The 18,181-nt window shown below is 59.8% G+C and carries 12 protein-coding genes and 2 pseudogenes; 7 read left to right on the top strand and 7 right to left on the bottom strand.

Annotated features, from left to right (window positions below):
• Positions 1-503 precede the first annotated feature (503 nt).
• Positions 504-1,508 carry a HEAT repeat domain-containing protein gene (locus ACYJ11_RS16855; RefSeq protein WP_461648656.1) on the bottom strand — a complete coding sequence of 335 codons (1,005 nt, stop codon included), beginning with the start codon at positions 1,506-1,508 and terminating at the stop codon, positions 504-506.
• Between the two features lie 451 nt (positions 1,509-1,959).
• On the opposite strand from ACYJ11_RS16855, the gene ACYJ11_RS16850 reads away from it, so the two are divergent.
• Together ACYJ11_RS16850 and ACYJ11_RS16845 are read left to right on the top strand one after the other, a co-directional pair.
• A complete protein-coding gene (locus tag ACYJ11_RS16850; protein ID WP_461648655.1) occupies positions 1,960-2,481 on the top strand; it encodes an LUD domain-containing protein in 522 nt (173 codons plus the stop codon).
• A gap of 2 nt (positions 2,482-2,483) precedes the next feature.
• On the top strand, positions 2,484-4,664 hold the full coding sequence (locus ACYJ11_RS16845; protein WP_461648654.1) for an LUD domain-containing protein: 2,181 nt from the start codon (positions 2,484-2,486) through the stop codon (positions 4,662-4,664).
• A gap of 205 nt (positions 4,665-4,869) precedes the next feature.
• On the opposite strand, the gene ACYJ11_RS16840 is transcribed toward ACYJ11_RS16845, so the two are convergent.
• From ACYJ11_RS16840 to ACYJ11_RS16830, 3 genes are all read right to left on the bottom strand, one after another.
• The gene (locus tag ACYJ11_RS16840; protein ID WP_461648653.1) at positions 4,870-6,219 is read right to left on the bottom strand and encodes a nickel pincer cofactor-dependent isomerase, group 22; all 1,350 of its coding nucleotides are present in this window, start codon (positions 6,217-6,219) and stop codon (positions 4,870-4,872) included.
• Between the two features lie 127 nt (positions 6,220-6,346).
• Positions 6,347-7,681, bottom strand: coding sequence for a glycerate kinase type-2 family protein (locus tag ACYJ11_RS16835; protein ID WP_461648652.1), 1,335 nt, complete (start codon positions 7,679-7,681; stop codon positions 6,347-6,349).
• A gap of 582 nt (positions 7,682-8,263) precedes the next feature.
• Positions 8,264-9,193, bottom strand: coding sequence for an NAD-dependent epimerase/dehydratase family protein (locus ACYJ11_RS16830; RefSeq protein ID WP_461648651.1), 930 nt, complete (start codon positions 9,191-9,193; stop codon positions 8,264-8,266).
• A 350-nt stretch (positions 9,194-9,543) separates the two neighbouring features.
• Here ACYJ11_RS16830 and ACYJ11_RS16825 point away from each other — a divergent pair, with 350 nt between their 5' ends.
• The 4 genes and pseudogenes from ACYJ11_RS16825 to ACYJ11_RS16810 form a co-directional block, all read left to right on the top strand.
• Entirely contained in the window at positions 9,544-10,860 is a 1,317-nt protein-coding gene (locus tag ACYJ11_RS16825; RefSeq protein WP_461648650.1) for a glycosyltransferase family 2 protein, read from the top strand.
• Positions 10,861-11,076: 216 nt separating this feature from the next.
• On the top strand, positions 11,077-12,357 hold the full coding sequence (locus tag ACYJ11_RS16820; RefSeq protein WP_461648649.1) for a nucleotide sugar dehydrogenase: 1,281 nt from the start codon (positions 11,077-11,079) through the stop codon (positions 12,355-12,357).
• Between the two features lie 152 nt (positions 12,358-12,509).
• Positions 12,510-13,625: a non-hydrolyzing UDP-N-acetylglucosamine 2-epimerase gene (gene wecB, locus ACYJ11_RS16815; RefSeq protein ID WP_461648648.1), complete on the top strand. Its 1,116-nt coding sequence runs from the start codon at positions 12,510-12,512 to the stop codon at positions 13,623-13,625.
• Positions 13,626-13,841: 216 nt separating this feature from the next.
• Positions 13,842-14,105 (top strand): annotated as a pseudogene (locus ACYJ11_RS16810) (DUF1616 domain-containing protein); the annotation flags it as partial.
• 57 nt (positions 14,106-14,162) lie between these two features.
• On the opposite strand, the pseudogene ACYJ11_RS16805 reads toward ACYJ11_RS16810, so the two are convergent.
• A pseudogene (locus ACYJ11_RS16805) lies at positions 14,163-14,336 on the bottom strand (IS5/IS1182 family transposase); the annotation flags it as partial.
• 231 nt (positions 14,337-14,567) lie between these two features.
• On the opposite strand from ACYJ11_RS16805, the gene ACYJ11_RS16800 reads away from it, so the two are divergent.
• Positions 14,568-16,070 carry a lipopolysaccharide biosynthesis protein gene (locus ACYJ11_RS16800; protein ID WP_461648647.1) on the top strand — a complete coding sequence of 501 codons (1,503 nt, stop codon included), beginning with the start codon at positions 14,568-14,570 and terminating at the stop codon, positions 16,068-16,070.
• Between the two features lie 41 nt (positions 16,071-16,111).
• Here the strand turns inward: ACYJ11_RS16800 and ACYJ11_RS16795 are convergent, their stop codons facing one another.
• Both ACYJ11_RS16795 and ACYJ11_RS16790 read right to left on the bottom strand, forming a co-directional pair.
• On the bottom strand, positions 16,112-17,293 hold the full coding sequence (locus tag ACYJ11_RS16795) for a glycosyltransferase (protein WP_461648646.1): 1,182 nt from the start codon (positions 17,291-17,293) through the stop codon (positions 16,112-16,114).
• 669 nt (positions 17,294-17,962) lie between these two features.
• Positions 17,963-18,160 (bottom strand): hypothetical protein, encoded by a 198-nt coding sequence (locus ACYJ11_RS16790; protein WP_461648645.1) that lies wholly within the window; start codon positions 18,158-18,160, stop codon positions 17,963-17,965.
• Positions 18,161-18,181: the final 21 nt, after the last annotated feature.

Here is an 18,181-nt window from a genome sequence, read left to right as displayed (position 1 = left end):
TGATATTCATGCGTTGAAAGGATCGTTCGCGGTCACCTCGGCGTCAGACGCAATCTCTCCAAGGGGTCATGGCTTACTTTATCCTCCCTTGCACTGACTGTGAAATCAAGCACCACCGTGTGAGTGCTACTCTGTCAATCGCATACTGTTCTCTATAGCAGAACATACAGCCGGTTTGAATAGCAAGGTGCTATGTGAGGACAGCCGAACCAGCTACAACAGCGGCTATTGGTCCCTAACTCCGCCCCTCATCAGATATAAACCTATAATCAAGTAGACTCAAGACATATCTCCCGAAGTTGAGTATAGAAATGCTAGATATATATCTGTCTTATTCAAGTCGGTCTGTCCACTGGCGACGTCCGGTCTCCCACGGAAGTAGATATATCTGATGTGTACCGCTACGAGACGACGCAGCACCAGATAACCTACTGCAACCGTGGCCCTGCCAGAGACTGCGACATGCGATTTCTGCGTAAACTGCAGGAAAACCGACCGTCTCCTCACAATGGGGTACCACAGCCCGGGCACAGCGGGGGGCCGGATTCGGGGAGCGAAAGCCCGCAGTGTGGACACCCGCCATCGCCTTCCGGCGTCCGGATTTCCGAGACGATGTCGGCTGTCTGCGTGCGGATTGCATCTCTCGCGGCTATTCCCACGAAGCCCCCAGCAGGTTCTGCCCCGTGATACTGGGAGAGAGCGAACTGGGCTCGCTCTGCAACAAACGCCTCGTCCACTGCGAGCCTTTCGAGGTGTGCTTGCGGGAACGCCTCCATGCTATCAGTGCCGGCAAGCAACCCCAGCGCTTCGGCTGCCCGCCCACGGACGTATCTGCTTTCGTCTTCGAGACACGAGACGAGTGCTTCCCTGGCGTCTGTAAGCTGTTCGGGGCACGCAGAGCCGATAACGACGAGCGCAGTGCTCAGGTGATATCGAACCAGCTCACTGTCCGCTCGAAGATGCTCGGCGAGCGAGTCGACCTGATAGCGGAGCCTGTCGGGACTACCCAGGGCGACGTGGGCCAGAGCCTTCGCCAATTTCTCCGTTACTTCTGGTTTGCCGAACTTCAGGCCGATGTGCAGATCTGCCACGACCTCAGGCGAGACGACGGCATCGGGATGGTCGACGGCGACGTAGCCCAGCGCCTCTGCACACCGGGCGCGAACGTAGTAGAACTCCGACTCATCCGCCAGTCGTTCGGCAAGCGTCGGGACAACCGGAACCACGCTGTCCGGCGTGCTTTTGCTGACCGTGACGAACAATTTCGCTGTCGTGAGCCGTGTTGGTCGCTCGCTGTTCTGCAAAAACTCGGTGAGCGACGTCAGTACGCCGTCGAACAGTTCCGGCTGGTCGTCGGCGGCCGCTTTGAGTGACCGCAAGCACGCCTGTTGGTCAGCCGCTCCGGCCGTCGAAAGCCGCTCAAGTGCTGTCAGTGCGTCAGCTTCCTCTCCTTGTTCGAGTAATGTCACAATATCCGAATTTTGAGGTGTACCGGGTTGGTCGTCCATCGATCCGTTGTCGGCGTTTCTCGGAGAACCCACAAAACCCCTTGCCTCCCGGCTATTGCCCGATCTGATAACAACCGCTCACCGGTGAAGCTGCTATACCGCGTCTGACGCGCTATATGATATTGTATCTACGATAGACGCCTCTATTCATGAGCGATATCGTCGGAGAGTAACGATGTTTGGATATATTGAGTGACGGATCTATATCCATTGCTAGTGATAGGTGTCAAGTTCATCGACGCCACCCCTGTTAAGACCATCTTCAGTATCACTCTACTAATCTGTCACACCGTGTAAGTGGCAGTATAAGTAAGTGCAGTAACTATCTACTAATCTAGTAAAACGATACCCAGAATAGCTGGGTGTACGCGACAGTCCACCAGATTTGTCGGACTTACGTCCGTTTCAGACAAAAACTAAATGATGATGTAGGTTTTCGGTTCGCGTATAGATGGAAAGCAAACGCGCGTCGTTCGAGGGCGCTCTCGAAGCATTGGGTGTGACAGTTTCCAGCACTGCCGAGTCCGAACTCGAAGCTGCTGTTACGGAGGCAGTCACGGAGCCTGCAGTCGGGATCGCGCTCGACGAAACGGTTGGGGACGAGGCGTTTTCGCTCACGGAGACGCCTGTCACGGTCGACCCCACCCCGGTCGCGCTTCGCGAGGCGACCACTGGCGTAACCGGTGCTGAACTCGGCATCGGCGACTACGGTTCGCTCGTCCTCTCGATGACTGAAGAGGCCAGCGAACTCGTGAGTCTGTTTGTCGAGCGCCATGTCGCTATTCTTCGCGAGGAAGACATCCAGCCCGATATGGACGCAGCAGTGGCAGAACTGGACGAACGGTTCAACGAAACCGGTGGGAGTGCGATTATCGCCACAGGACCGAGCGCCACAGCCGATATGGGCGCGCTCGTCAAGGGCGCACACGGACCCAGAGAGGTCCACGTCATCATCGTAGAGGAGGGTGTGTGACGATGGCAACCGCCGACGAAATCCGCGAGCTGATGCGGACCGAGGGTGCGGTAGTCGCGGAGAACACGCAGGGGTTCAACGCCGGGCGCTACGATTCTGTCGCGGACCTGGAAGACTACGAGGCGCTCAAGCAAGCGGCCCGGAGTATCAAGGAGGACGCCATCGAGGAACTTCCAGATCTTCTCGATCAGCTGACGGAAACAGTCGAAGCGAACGGGGGAACGGTGTACATCGCCGACGACGCCGCCGACGCGAACGACTACATCCGCAACGTCGTCGACGAGCGAGCGGCTGACCGGGTCGTCAAGAGCAAGTCGATGACCAGCGAGGAGATCGAGGTCAACGACGCGCTCGAAGCCGACGGCGTGGACGTGGTCGAGACGGACCTGGGCGAGTGGGTGTTGCAGGTCGCTGACGAAGCCCCCTCCCACATCGTCGCCCCGGCGATCCACAAGTCACGCGAGAGTATCGCGGAGCTGTTCAACGAGCGATTCGATCCCGACGAACCGCTGGAGACTGCCGAGGAACTGACCCGCTTCGCCCGGAAAAAGCTGGGCGAGCAGATCATCGACGCGGAAGTCGGAATCACTGGTGCGAACTTCATTACGGCTGACACCGGGACGATGGCGCTGGTCACTAGCGAGGGGAATGCCCGCAAGACCGTGGCTGCGACGGACACGCACGTCGCCGTGGCCGGCGTGGAAAAGGTCATCCCGACGGTTAGAGACCTCCACCCGTTCATCGAACTCATCGGTCGGTCGGGCACCGGTCAGGACATCACGTCGTACGTCTCGCTGCTGACTCCACCAGTGGACACGCCGGTCGTCGATTTCACCGACGACGAGACGCCGCTGTCGGCGTTCGAATCCGACCGCGATTTCCACCTCGTACTCATCGACAACGGGCGACTGGAAATGCGGGACGACGATCACCTCCGGGAGACGCTGTACTGCATCCGGTGTTCCGCCTGTTCGAACTCGTGTGCAAACTTCCAGAGCGTCGGCGGCCACGCCTTCGGCGGCGAAACGTATTCAGGTGGCATTGCGACCGGGTGGGAAGCCGGCATCGAGGGGCTGGACGTGGCCGAGGAGTTCAACGACCTCTGTACCGGGTGTACGCGGTGTGTGAACGCCTGTCCGGTCGGTATCGACATCCCCTGGATCAACACCGTTGTTCGGGATCGGATCAACCGCGACAAGGATACCCCCGGAGAGTGGCTCGTCGATGGACTCACGCCAGACGAGGAGGACGACGGTGCGCCACTGCAAAAGCGCTTCTTCGGCAACTTCGAGACCGTCGCAAAACTCGGCAGTGCCACCGCACCGGTGTCGAACTGGCTCGCCGGGACGACGCTCTCCCGCCGAGCTATGGACCGGATTCTGGGCATCGATCCGCGTCGGGACCTCCCGACGTTCGAGCGGGAGACGCTCGTCGACTGGGCCGCTTCCCGCGACTCGCAGGTGGCCGAACCCGAACGCCGAGCGGTACTGTATCCGGACCTGTACACGAACCACGTGCAGGTCGAGCGCGGCAAAGCCGCCGTGAAGGTACTCGAATCGCTGGGTGTCGATGTGGTTGTTCCACCGGCACCATCCAGCGGCCGCGCGCCGCTATCCCAGGGGATGATCGCGACGGCGACCGACCATGCGGAACGAGTCACGGAGACGCTCAGCCCCCACATTGAAGACGGCCGCGATGTGGTCGTTATCGAACCGAGCGACCACGCGATGTTCACGCGCGAGTACGAGCGGCTCATCGACGAGGCGGCGTTCACGGACATCGCGGAGAACAGCTACGAGGTGTTCGAATACGTGTTCGGGCTACTCGACAACGGGGCGTCTATCGATTCACTCACGACCGTCGAGGGAGCCGAAATCGCGTACCACAGCCACTGCCAGCAGCGGACGCTCGGGCTCGAAGCCCATACCGTCGCTGTCCTCGAAGACTGTGGCTACGACGTGGTCACGTCCGACGTGGAGTGTTGCGGCATGGCCGGGAGCTTCGGGTACAAGTCCGACTACTACGAACTGAGCATGGATGTCGGCGACCGGCTCCGGACACAACTACGAGACGACGGTGTGCAGGACCGCCCCGTCGTCGCCAGCGGCACTTCCTGTCTTGAACAGATCGACGCCCTGCTGGAACGACAGCCCCGTCATCCGATCGAGCTACTGGCGACGTAACGACCGCTTCGGCTTGCGATTTGCGTGCGCTCGGTCACCACGATACCTAACGCATGTACGCCCGTTATTTATCGGTCTTTATATCCTTCCGTGTGTCGGGTGTGTGTCGCTTAGACTTCGCGGTCTGAGACACCGCGTGAGTGTCGCGACGACGCACTATAGCTTGTCAGGTCCACGCTCTGCAGTACAGCCCCGGTATCGACAGCTACTCGCGGAGCGTCGGTGCGACGAGCTGTCCGTTATCAAACTCGATCGGCGACGGCTCTTCGACCACACGGAGGTCGTCGCGTTCGCGTGCGGCCTGGATCAGCGCTGGCGACGCGTAGAGTTGGTGGAGGTGCATCGTGTCGGCTGCACGGAGCATGCGAACGGTATCGGTATCGACAACCCCTATTGTCGACAGCGCGGCGACGATGCCGGCACGGTCGGTTTCGACCACTGGCGGCAGTTTCACTCCGCGAATCGTGCTCGCGGTGAGCGCATTGATAAGCGACGTTTGTGCGTCAAGTTCTGCGACGACATCTTCGTGGACGACATCCGCAGAGCCGACGCCCATCGCGTTTCCGTGGGTCTTCTCCGTCAGCCCGCGTGTGAAGATACGCTTGATGTCCGGCGTCTCGGGAGCCGGCTCGTTTATCGAGAACGGTCGGCGACCGATAACGTTGGTATCGAGTCCCTGACCGCTTATCTCCTTGCCCTGACGGTCGAATATCACGAGATCGAGATCGTCGAACGGGAGCTTGGGCATCAGTTCGTAGGCGGTCTCTAACAGCTCCTCTTCACGATCGAGGAAGCCACTTGGCGGTACGCCCTCTATCAGCGTCGTCTCGTCGTGTTGGTCCTCGACGATTGCGACGCCGCCGACGATGGGCAATTCGTCGAGCAACTGGCCAGTAATCTCTGGAATCATCCGTCGGAACGACCAGTCGACGGCCCACTTGTGAGCGATCTGTGCGCCGCGTTGCTTGCCCATGCCGATGACGAGCATCTTCGAGAGCCCGCTTTCGACAGGCCCGTCGAAGTCTGTGTGTGGCTTGACGCGGTTGATGGGGATGATTGCATCTGCCGCCACAGCGGTGTCGTCGGCGACGACCGGCACGTCCCGGTCGGGTGTCCGTCCGACCTCGACCACGTCCATCGTCGACCGGATTTCGCAGCCGATTGCCGACTCAGTCACGCCCAGTTCGTTCAGCATCGTTCGCTGGCCCTCGCCGGTAGCGCCACCGTGGCTTCCCATCGCCGGGAAGACGAACGGCTCGTAGCCGGCGTCAGACACTGCTTCCACGACGCCGGCGACGATAGTGGGCAAGTTGGCGATACCGCGACTTCCGACTCCGAGCGCGACCTCGCCGCCCGCAGGCACGTCGGCAAATGACAGTGATTCGACCGCACGGGCTGCGTGTGTTGCGACGGCATCGGGTGCAATCGGGTCCGTCTCCCAGTTCTGTTCGATGATGCCGAGTTCTGGGAGTGGCGGGTCGCCACAGGCATCGATGATTGTCTCTTCCGGGACAGAAAGGGCGTCCGCGGCGATCTGTTGATCGGATGCGTTCATGCGCGACATATCAGCCTGTCCGTTGATAAACGTGATCCACGGATCGAACGGTGGCTGCCACCTCGATCGTGATTCGGCAGTCCGGTAGTATCACCTGAGAATAGCCACCGTGTATCGGGAGCCGGGATCACTCGCTCGGGTCTGGAATAACGAGTACGACCACGTCGTTGACGTTCGTTCCGGTCGGTCCGGTTTCGACTGTCGCCCCGATTTCAGAGAGGTACGAGCCAGCATCGTTTGCAAGCAGCGCATCGCGGGCTTGTTTGCGGTCATCGATGAAAGCTCCGTCAGCGATAGCCCCGGCTGCGTCGGAGCTCCCGTCTTCTCCATCAGTGTCGACGGCAGCGATGATTGCGTCGCCGTCGTGGGCCAGTGCGCCGGAGAGAACAAGTTCCTGATTTGGGCCGCCCTGGCCGCCATCCTCGGTTACGGTGACGGTCGACTCGCCACCGGCAAGGAGCACGGCTGGTGGTTCGACTGGCGTTCCCGTCGCTGTAGCCTCCTCGGCGATAGCGACGAGTGGTTTCGCTACCTCGCGGGCTTCGCCGCGCAGCCGAGACGTGAGTACGAGCGGTTTGTAGCCGGCCCCCCGTGCGACAGTAGCGGCGGCGTCAAGCGCGGTTGCGTTGTCCCCGATAAGGTGGTTCGTAACACGGTCAAAGACCGAATCATCGGGAAACGGTGTCTCCGATAGTCGACCATCCTGCCCCGCTTTGAGATGGTCGTGAACGGCTGGCGGCGGCGTAAGGTCGTATCGTTCGAACACATCAAGCGCGTCTCCGTACGTGGTTTCGTCCGGCACTGACGGACCGCTACCGATGGTTGAGAGGTCGTTTCCCACAACGTCGCTGATCAGTATTCCGGCGACGGTGGCAGGAGCCGCGCGCCGTGCTATCTGCCCACCTTTCAGGTCTGAGAGGTGCTTCCGGACCGCGTTGATCTCCGCTATCGGGACACCGCCGCTGAGAAGTCTGTCGGTCGTTGTCTGGAGGTCGTCCAGTGTCAGGTCCCCGGCCGGAGCCGATAGCAGCGCACTGGCTCCACCAGTCAAAACAAACAGGACGAGCGTGTCCTCGTCGGCTTCGTCAACTATTTCTAGCATTTCGGTCGTCGCCGCAACGTTACGGTCCGACGGTAATGGATGGTTCCCGACAGAACTCCGGACGATTTCGGTGTCGATAGCCTGCGTAACAACCACGTGACCACCTCTGAGGGTATCTCCGAGAATGGATTCGAGCGCCCGGGTAACACCGCCCGCGGCTTTCCCGCCGCCGACGACGATGACCTCGCTGTACTCGTCAAGATCATAGGTCGTCCCGCCGACCGTCAGTGTCTGGCTATCGCGGCCGACGGCCGATTTAGTGGCGGCTGCAGGCGCGGCTGCGTCCACGGCGGCTTCGATACAATCGAGTGCGACCTCGTGTGCATCGCTGGCAGCCAGTGCGGCCCGGTTGCAAATCATACGACCGCTTTCATGGGGATGAATAAAAGTCTGGCTCAGACGCGAGTTCACCTGTTTCCCGAACCTCCCCTGCTGCCATCGAGCCTTCTATCTCGGGTAATCGAACGCGAGGCTGCGGATAACAGTGTTCGATACCCGGATACGATGATATCGTTCGTATATGGATGTGGATATAAACGGCTAGTAGTCTCTAGCCAGTACTTGAATCTATGTTTTAAATATAGACAAACATATGTGGGGATAGCCACTCTACAGTGAGGATTACTGTGATTCGAAATCTGTGGAACGCAGCCTCTCGGCCGACTTTCGCTCCGAAACAGGCCAATATCCGGCTAATCGATCGGATCTCTCGGACAACAGTGAGTGTGTCCCGTGGATCGAAGGACCGGTTTGGATATGCGAGCGTGTTAGGGCTCGTCTTATATGTGGCTAGCTGGATGCTATTCCATCGCTGGTACCACCTCTTCTCGGAAAGATATCGTAAGCAAACTCCTACCGAGGGATTGCACTCGGGAACGGTCGGGGTGCGCCTGGGTTTCTCGCGACGCTCTTGCGAGACAGGTGCAACCGAAAAAAAGCGACTCACGTCCGTTCGGCGTCGAGCGTCGCTTCCAGACCTTCGCGGAGGGAGAGCGTCGGTTCGTACCCGAGCAGTTCGCCTGCGTCACCGAGGTCCGCTTCGCTCTGTTGGATATCGTTCGCGCGACCGGGGACGTGCTCGATCGCGATGTCCGAACCGACGACATCTCGGACCGTTTCGGCGAGTTCGTTTATCGTGACGCTCCGTCCGGTTCCGACGTTGAACGGTCGGCCGACGGCGTCCGTCGTAGCTGCGAGCAGATTCGCACGTACGACATCGTCGACGTGGACGAAGTCCCTCGTCTGTGTCCCGTCGCCCTCGACTGTGAGCGGCTCGCCGGCCTGAGCCTGACGGACGAACGTGCCAATGACGCCGGCGTACTCTCCGTCGAGACCGCGCGGACCGTAGACGTTGAAGTACCGTAGCGGCACCGTCGGCAGACCGTATTGCTCGGTGTAAAACCGTGCGTACTGCTCCCCCAGATGTTTCTCGAAGCCGTAGGGACTGTTTGGTTCAGTCGGCGTGTCTTCTCCGATGGGTACGTCGTCGGGGGTACCGTACACGGCTGCGCTGGACGCGAACACCACCCGCGTGTCCTGCCGTCGAGCGCAGTCGAACACGTCGACGGTCGCCGTACCGTTCAGTTCGTGGCAGTCGACCGGCTGCTCGATTGACTCTGGGACGCTGACCATCGCCGCCTCGTGGAACACGATGTCGATGCCCTCCATCGCCGTGTCAAGCGTCGCCCTGTCCCGAACGTCGCCCTTGATGACGGTCACATCGTCGGGGAGGTTCGCCCGCCGCCCCGTCGAGAAGTCGTCGAGAACTCGCACGTGGTTGTCCGCAGCCAGTGCCGACGCGAGATGGCTCCCGATGAATCCACCGCCTCCGGTGACCAGCACCCGGCGGCCGCTGACAGTTTCCGTAGACATATCATTCGGAGACGTGGTTTTCATAGTTTAAGTTATTCGTACGCATACGGCCGTCGTCCAGGACAGTGAAACGTGTCACAGGGGCTGTTTACCAGTCTGAGTCGTGTTGTGGCTACTTCGGGGAGACACCAGCCTGCTCCGAGCGGTAGTAATCTTTGTTACCTGCTCACTGTGGATGGCGTAGAATAGCGCTGCCTTCGGAAAGCTGGGAATAACAATATGTCAACTCGTACACAGCGGAGCACAACGGAGTCCACTACCCGACACAATGATGCCAACACGCGTACCGGAGCTCGTGGACGACCACACCGAGCGCCCGCCATCGAGAGCGGTTCGGGAGTGGGGCTGAAATGTCTGACAGAGTCCAGCAATCGCCCACGAACGACGGTATCCGCGAGGTTTCGAAGAACTTGCCCGCAGTGGGACTGGTCGCGACCGATTCAAACGCCGAGTGGATAGCGGCCGAAATCCTCCGCATACACTCGCGTGCACACCAGGCAATCGTTACGGCGGCCGTCGATGCTGACCCGCAGGCGCTCGCTTTCGCCCGCTGGCTCGATGCAGAGGTAGTCGACCCGTCTGGTAGCCAGCCCAAAAGCGATGCTCCCCGCGAGCGACTGCGGCGGTACGCTAAGCAGGCGGGATATCCGGGTCTCGTGTACCACGGCGGGGGTAAAGGGTCGGTCAATCTCCCGGCGAGCCGCGAGGCGCTGAACAGTACCGAGAAGTTCACTATCGACGCCCGCGTCGAACCGGTCACTGACCCGGAGCCGACCGTCATGGTCGGAATCCCGGCGTACAACGAAGCGGGAACGATCGGAAGCGTGGTTGAGTCGGCCAGAGAGTTCGCCGATACCGTCCTGGTAGTTGATGACGGGAGCACTGACGAAACCGTTGAGGCCGCGCAGACGGCCGGTGCGACGGTGTACGAACACGAGCACAACGTTGGGTACGGCGGGGCGCTCAAGAGCATCTTCGAGCAGGCCGACCGGAGCGACACCGACTATCTGGTTGTCCTTGATGCCGACGGCCAACACGACCCGAGCGACATCCCGGAATTGATCGAACGACAGCGGGAATCGGACGCGGAGATCGTCATCGGGAACCGGTTCGATGAATCCGCCGAGACCGAGATGCCGCTGTACAGGCGATTCGGGCTGTTTACGGTCAATTTCATGACCAACCTCAGCCTCGGAATCTTCACGCCGACCAATCGGATACGTGATACACAGAGCGGCTTCCGGGCGTACAGCCAGGCGGCTATAAGCTCGCTGGCTTCGGACAGCTCAATCGGCGATCGGATGGGCGCGAGCACGAACATCCTGTATCACGCCCACTCGAACGGTTATCAGATCGCGGAGGTGCCGACGACGATAGATTACGACGTGGAGGCGTCCAACAACCTCGGTCCGGTCGAACACGGACTCACGCTCGTCGGGAACATTATCCGAACAGTTGAGCGGGAACACCCGATTATGTTGCTCGGCGTCCCCGGCGTCTGCTTCGTTCTCGTCGGGTTCGTGTTCACGTACCTTACCATGTTCAACTATCTCCAGAGTGGGACCTTCCCGCTTGGGCACGCGCTGGCGAGCACTACCTTCACCATCACTGGTATCCTCGCCTCCTTCACTGGAATCATTCTCCACTCTCTAGAACTGTACCGGTAGTCGGTGACGCGAGGGCAGGCCAGCTATTACCCTTTCCTCACTGTCCGTCAGGCAGGGTTTACCGGACCTCTGTGGTCGCTGACTGCACACAACTTCTGCATAACAAAGAGTACCGTATATCATTCGTAGGCCAATGGGACACGAACCCAAACCCGACTGTCTGGAACGAGGGCAGCGCGGTGAATCACTCGGGGAACCACAGGAGGCCTCGGAAACGTGACTGTCTGCGTCCACGGGCTCGGATACATCGGGCTCGCGACGGCGGCACATTTCGCGAACAACGGCACCGAGGTCATCGGTTTCGATGTCGATAAAGACGTGCTTGAGCGTCTCAGCGAGGGCGAACCGACAGTCAGTGAACCGGACTTCGAAACGTACGTGCAGGACGCACTTGAGGGGAACTTGGCACTGAGTCGCCAGCCGCAACCGGCCGATGTACACCTAATCTGTGTGCCGACGCCGTACGACGAGATGAACGGCGAAGCGGACCTATCTTACGTGAAAGACGCCGGGCGGAATGTGGCGGGCGTGCTTAGGCCAGGCGACACCGTGGTTCTTGAATCGACAGTCCCGCCGGGAACGACTACCGGCGTCCTTGCTCCGATTCTCTCTCGAGGAGGGCTCGATGTCGGAGACGACGTGGAGTTAGGATACACACCGGAAACGGTGATGCCTGGGAATACGCTCAGCGAACTCCGGACGAACGACCGAATCGTTGGCGGCGTCGACGAGGCGTCTGTCAGTGCCATCGAGACCCTCTACGAGCCGCTCACCAGCGGGGAGATCCACGTCGCCGCTGACCCGACGACCGCCGAATTCGTGAAACTCGCACAGAACGCGAAGCGGAACGTCAGCATCGCGTACGCGAACACGCTTGCACTACTGGCCGAGAACTACGGCGTCGATGTACGGTCAGCTATCGATCTCGCGAACAACCATCCACGGGTCGATATTCTGGACCCGGGACCCGGCGTCGGCGGACACTGTCTCCCCGTCGATCCGCACTTCCTGAGCGACGGTACAGGTGCGACAGAACTACTCGACGTGGCAAGCCAGGTCAACGACCGCATGCCGGAACACGTCGTCAGGATGCTTGAGGACGCCATCGGCACACTACACGGCAAGACCGTGGCCGTCCTCGGAATCACGTACAAGGGGAACGTCAGCGACACCCGGAACAGCCCCGGTCTGAAAATCGCTAACCTGCTTGGAGACGTCACGACAGAGGAGCGCACGGCCATGGACGGCGGGTGGGGCGAGAGTTCGGTTACTATCCATGACCCACGAGCAACGGATTCGAGGCTGCAACTCGCTTCGCTCGAAGCGGCAGTCGACGGCGCTCATGCGGTGATATTCGGAGCGGCACACGATGAATTCGCCGACCTTGATCCGGAGGCTATCGGTTCGAAGATGTCTGGACAGACCGTGGTCGACCCGGTCGACGTTATCGACGCGAAACGGTGGGCCGACTACGGATTCGATGTCCGGACAATCTGAGCCAAGCACGTCTCCGACAGGCAATACAATGGAGCGCGAAGCCGACGCCGTAGGAAGTTTATAACAATTCTGTTGGTCGCTCACGGAACCGGTATGGAATCGACTGGATGCGACCGGTATCGGCTGCTCGATTTGCGAAACCGGGGACTACAATGACTGCAAGCACCGTCGGCTTCGTTCTCGGAACGCGTCCAGAAATAATCAAGCTGGCACCTGTAATCCAGGAGTGTCACCGGCGCGGCATCGACACGCACGTAATCCACACCGGGCAGCATTACTCAGACTCGCTGGATGCGGTCTTCTTCCGACAGCTCGGGCTGTCGCCGCCGGATACAAATCTTGAGGTCGGCTCCGATGACCACGGGGCCCAGACCGGAGCTATGCTCGCCGGTATCGAGGCGGAACTCCACGACGTCGAACCGGCGGTCGTGTTCGTTCAGGGGGATACGAACTCGACGCTCGCGGGTGCACTTGCTGGAAGCAAGATGGACATGGATGTGGCCCACGTTGAGGCCGGGCTTCGGAGCTTCGACGACGACATGCCCGAGGAAACCAACCGGGTCATCATCGACCACATCTCCGACCACCTCTTCCCACCGACCGAGGAGACAGCGGCGCTACTCCGGAACGAGGGTATTCCGGAGGACCGCATCACGGTTACCGGGAACACGGTCGTGGATGCGGTCCAGACCTACGACGACAGAGCCGCGAGCGAAAGCCGGATTCTGGGCGAACTCGGCGTTACCGAGGGGCAGTTCGACCTCCTAACCGCCCACCGCGCAGAGACGGTCGACGACCGTGACGCGTTCGAGCGAATTCTCAGCGGCGTCTCTCGGGCGAGCGCTCAAGCAGACCGGGAGGTCATCTACCCGATACACCCCCGGGCGGAGGACCGCCTCGAAGAATTCGGTATCGCGGTCCCGGACCGGGTCCGGCTCGTCGAGCCGCTGGGATTCTTCGATTTCCTCCGTCTGGAGAGTACGGCGGACGTAGTGTTCACCGATTCCGGCGGGGTTCAGGAGGAGACGAGCATCCTCGGGACGCCGTGTGTAACGCTCCGGTATGGGACTGAACGGCCCGAGACGGCGTTTGTCGGTGCGAACTGCGTCGCCGGTCGGGAGCCAAGCGGCATCGTCGCGGCGGCAGCGCAAATGCGTGGTAAAGCCGGCGACTGGACGACGCCGTTCGGGGACGGAAACGCCGCAGTCCAGATCCTCGATGCCATTCCGAAACTCGCTGTCGGTGAGGCGGTCACGGCGACGGAGTAAGCGGGCTCTCGGACCAGGCTTTCGAGAGTGGTACTACCGGTTGCCCATGCTAGTAGTAACTGTTTTATTTTATTACTCCGCCCTCTCCAGCCGACAATGGCAACTGACGCAGACGCAGGCATCGAAGCGGATGCACTCCTGGCCGATCTGTTGCTGGTCGCACTCCTCGGCCTCTGACACCTCGACGCTGCTCAAGGATACGCCGGACAGCCGTCCATGCAGGCTGTTCTGGGGCTGGGAGCGGTGCTTGTCGCGCCGGGGTATGCTCTAGTTTCTCTTCTTTTCCCACGCCGTGCATCTGAGGCGGGGCTGTTCGAGGACCGAGGAGGGCGAATATCACCCGATGAGCGGTTCGTTCTCTCGGTCGGGACCAGTGTCTGTCTGGTTCCGCTGATGTGGCTTGGGTTAGTCCTGCTGTCGTTCGGCGTGACCACCAGTCTGTTTCAGCTCTCTATCGGGACCATGACCGTGCGACTCGCGTTTGTTGCGGCGGGCCGGCGGCTGGAGGTATTACCGGCGGAGCGTTTCAGTCCTCTCCGGGCACCGGAATCGGGTACGCGGCCATGTCGGCGGAGCGGAGACGAACACATCGTACTCCAGCAGGAAATCAAACTCAAGATGCTCAAACAGCGGAACTGTTTCGGTAGCCGCTGTATTCAAGAACTCGTTAACCGAAGCTGCGTTTTGCAGGATCTTGGTGCTACTGGACACAGTTTTCAATCCCTGCGGCCTCCCTTGGATGGATTTCTATGACAGGCTCCGCGGTGTGAAGTCAACTAATTAGAAACGCTGTGCCTGTGGTATAGGACACGGCTACTGATAGGGTAGGTGGCCCGAACAGAAACAAGGCAAGAATCGTATGATACGATTCGGATATATCGATACAGAACCGGTGATATGTGACAACCAGTCTCCAGTGAATTACTGTGGGAGGGGTAATAGATGAAAGATCGACTGCGTAAGTTCCTCGTCCGGATGTTACCGAAGGGCGATACACTCGAACAGACAGTCAAAAGTGGGGCGTGGATGGGTGCTATGAACGTACTCTCTCGGGGCCTGCAGATACTCCTCGTCATCATCCTCGCGAATCTGCTTGATCCGGCCGATTTCGGGCTGATGGGCATCGCCCTGCTCGTCCTCAGCGGTCTCCGGAAGTTCTCAAAGTTGGGACTCAACGCGGCGGTCATCCAGAACAAAGAGAAGAATGTCGACGAGTACATGAACACGATGTGGGTACTCCAGTTGGTCCGGGGTGCCGTCATCGCGGTGGTGCTACTTGCCGTTGCGCCACTCATCGGCTCCGTCTTCAGCGAACCCCGGGCGACCGACGTCGTTCGGGTCGTGGCGATAACACCGCTGTTTTCGGCCCTGCGGAACCCGGCTATCGTCTACTTCAAGAAGAACCTCAACTTCCACAAGGAGTTTGCCTATCGGATGAGCGGGTCGGTGTCGCGGTTCGTCGTCTCCCTCGGGTGGGCACTCGTCTCTCCGACCGTCTGGGCGCTCATCGCAGGACTCGTCGCCTCCCGTTTCGCAAAGTTCGTCTTCTCGTACTACGCACACGACTACCGGCCGTGGCCGTCATTCGAACTCGACCGGGCGAAAGAACTCATCGACTACGGGAAATGGATAACGAGCAACACCATCCTCTATTTCCTGTACACAGAAGGTGACGACGTCGTCGTCGGGTGGTTACTCACCTCGACAGCGCTGGGGTTTTACCAGACGGCCTATCGGATGTCGAACGCGCCCGCGACCGAAATATCGCAGGTCATCTCGAGTGTCACTTTCCCTGCGTTCTCGACGTTACAGGATGACATCGCCGCTATGCGGGAGGCCTACTACCGGACACTGCAGATGACGGCTTTTCTGACCTTCCCGGCAGCGTTCGGAATCGCCGCCATCGCTCCGACGTTCGTCGAGACTTTCATGGGCGAACAGTGGCTGCCGATGGTGACCGCCATGCAGATTCTGACCGCGTACGGTCTCATGCGCGCAGTCGGGAAGACGATGGGGCCGGTGTGGAAGGCCGTCGGCCGCCCCGACTATCTGACGAAACTGGCGTTACTCAGAGTGGGGCTCATAGCCCTGTTGATAATCCCGGTGACGAACAGATTCGGAATCGAGGGCACGGGGTTGCTTATCACGGGAATATACATCTTCCCGATATTGCCGATAGACACCTATATTATCGTCAAGACTATCCAGGGATCTTACAAGCGGTTCGTGAAGCAACTGTTCTATCCGCTCGTCTGTAGCGGTGGGATGTTCGTTGCGGTCGTCTGGCTCGACCAGCAGCTCCCGCTTGAAGCCGGCGTGCTGGAGTTTGCGACGCTCGTGACCACGGGCGCTATTGTTTACATGGCGCTCGTGGCCCTGTTCGCGACGCGCTTCGAGTGGGCGATAGAAGAAAATCTCCGCTCGATGTTCTCGTCGCTGAGCTGAGAGAACCCCTGCGACTATCATTATCGGCTCGAGTCGAAGAGTTACTCGATGGCCGCGCGGTGGACTTCCTTGATACGCTCGGCGTGGTCGGCCCACGTCCAGTTCTTCTCGCGCAGTCGCCGACACCCGGCTTTGCCCATCTCCCAGAGCACTTCGCGGTCGGCGGTCAACTCCTGGAGGGCAGACTCGATGGCCCCGACGTCTTTCGGTGGAATCAGTCGCCCAGTCTCGCCGTCGACGACCTGTTCGGGGACGCCACCGACTTCGGTACCGAGCACGGCTGTCTTACTCGCCATGGCCTCGTATATCGCGGTTGGCCGTCCTTCGGAGTGACTCGGCAGGAAGTAGAGGTCGGCAAGCGCGAACCACCGCCGGAGGGCCAGCGTGGTGATGCCGGTGTAGATGTGCCGGGCGGAGAAGTCGCTCTCAGTGAGTGCTACGCGCAGTTCCTCTTCCATGGACCCGCCCTGTCCGACAAAGACGAACACGGTGTCGTTGAGGTTCAGGTCAGGGAGGAGATCAGTTATCTCACCGATGCCCTTTCGCTCGTAGAACTGGCCGACGAACAGCACGACAGTCGCATCGAGGGCGATGTCAAGTTCCTCGCGCAACCGCTCGCGCTGGTCAACCGGGAAGTTCGCGGGGTCGGCACCGATTGGGACCGTCTCGACTTTCGACGCGTCGGTGTAACGGCTGGCTTTCTCGGCGAGGGCGTCACTCACACAGAGGACGCCCGTTGCCGCGTCTAACGTCTCTCGAACCCTCGGTTCGACTCCCGGCGGATGGTCACCCATGGAGTTGAGTCTGCTCCCATGACAGACCACGAACAGCGGCACGTCGTTGGCACGGGCGTAGGGAAGCAAACCGTAGCCATCGGGGTAGAGGTGGCAGGCGTGAATTACGTCCGGACGGTCGAACGTCTTCGAGACGTACTCCGGGATACGGTTGGCGTAGGACACGCCGGCCACGCTGTAGAAGGCCCGTTTGGGGATGAGATACCAGATTCGAGGGTGATGAACCGAGTACGACCCCCAGTCCTCGACCGAGGAGATAGACGAGTAAGAGGAGTACGGCCCGACGGGCGGGGCGAACGGCCGCGGTGCGACAGCGTCAACCGACGGTCCTGACTGTGCGAGCGCGCGAAGACTGCGGTAGTTGAACAGCCCCTGATACGGATTGATAGAGTCTGGATGGTTTGTCGTCCCGGCTAGCACTGAGTACATCGAACGCGTGGAGAGTCAGCGTGGGTTACAAAAATTATGTGGCAGATACCTATTCCGTGGCTCGATCAGTAGTTGCTGATTCAGCTGCGAGAACTGTTGAGTGCGAGTTAGCTATCGGTACCTCCCAGAATTAACCTCCTTCAAAAAAGTGAAGATGGTGTCTGCAGGTCAAGAACCACAAGGAGTGTTCTGGCAGTTTGCCAGTAGCCAGTGGTGTACTGACTCGGGAGACAGCCCGGGTCAGCTGCCACGTGGGATGCTATCCGCTCCGAATAGGGTCGAAAAACTGCCGGAGCAGCAGGTTCGGCAACATTCACAGGTTGTAGAGCACCACAGCAAACAGAAAGTAGAACAACCGCACAGAGAACGTCTATGACGGCGTTTTAGCGAGTAAATACGTCACTTTCCGGTAAGACGTTTCGATGCCCCAGCAGCGACGGTAGGCTTCTGCAAGTGGATTAGTGATGTCACGAGTGGTCACCTAACAGAAATGGTCGTGAATGTCGATCAAAACGTTGAGGGGTCGTGTGAACCGGCGGTTGCGGGCTGCTTCGTTGAACATGGCGTCGCGGATGCAGTCGACGATCAGCTCGATCGCCTCCGTGTCGAGCCCACGAAAGTGGTACACCAGTGCTCGAGCGAGTGGATTCCGTGACCCGGCCCTGACGTCTACGTCGTCACCGCAAGCAAGTTGGTACGCTTCGCGCCAGCGTTTGCGAACTCGTTGCCGAAGGCAATCCGAGTAGGGACTTCCAGCGAGTCTTCGCTCGGATACGTACCGTTGGCGGCAACATCGAAGCCAAGCTCAGGAAACAGCAGCGAGAATGCTACTCGACTCACCTGTCTCGCTTTGGCTGTCTCGACCATATCGAGACAACGACCGCGACG

This window comes from Haloarcula sp. H-GB5 (genome assembly GCF_054850705.1).
Note: the sequence above shows the minus strand (reverse complement) of the source record. Positions and strands in the feature narration are given on the sequence as shown.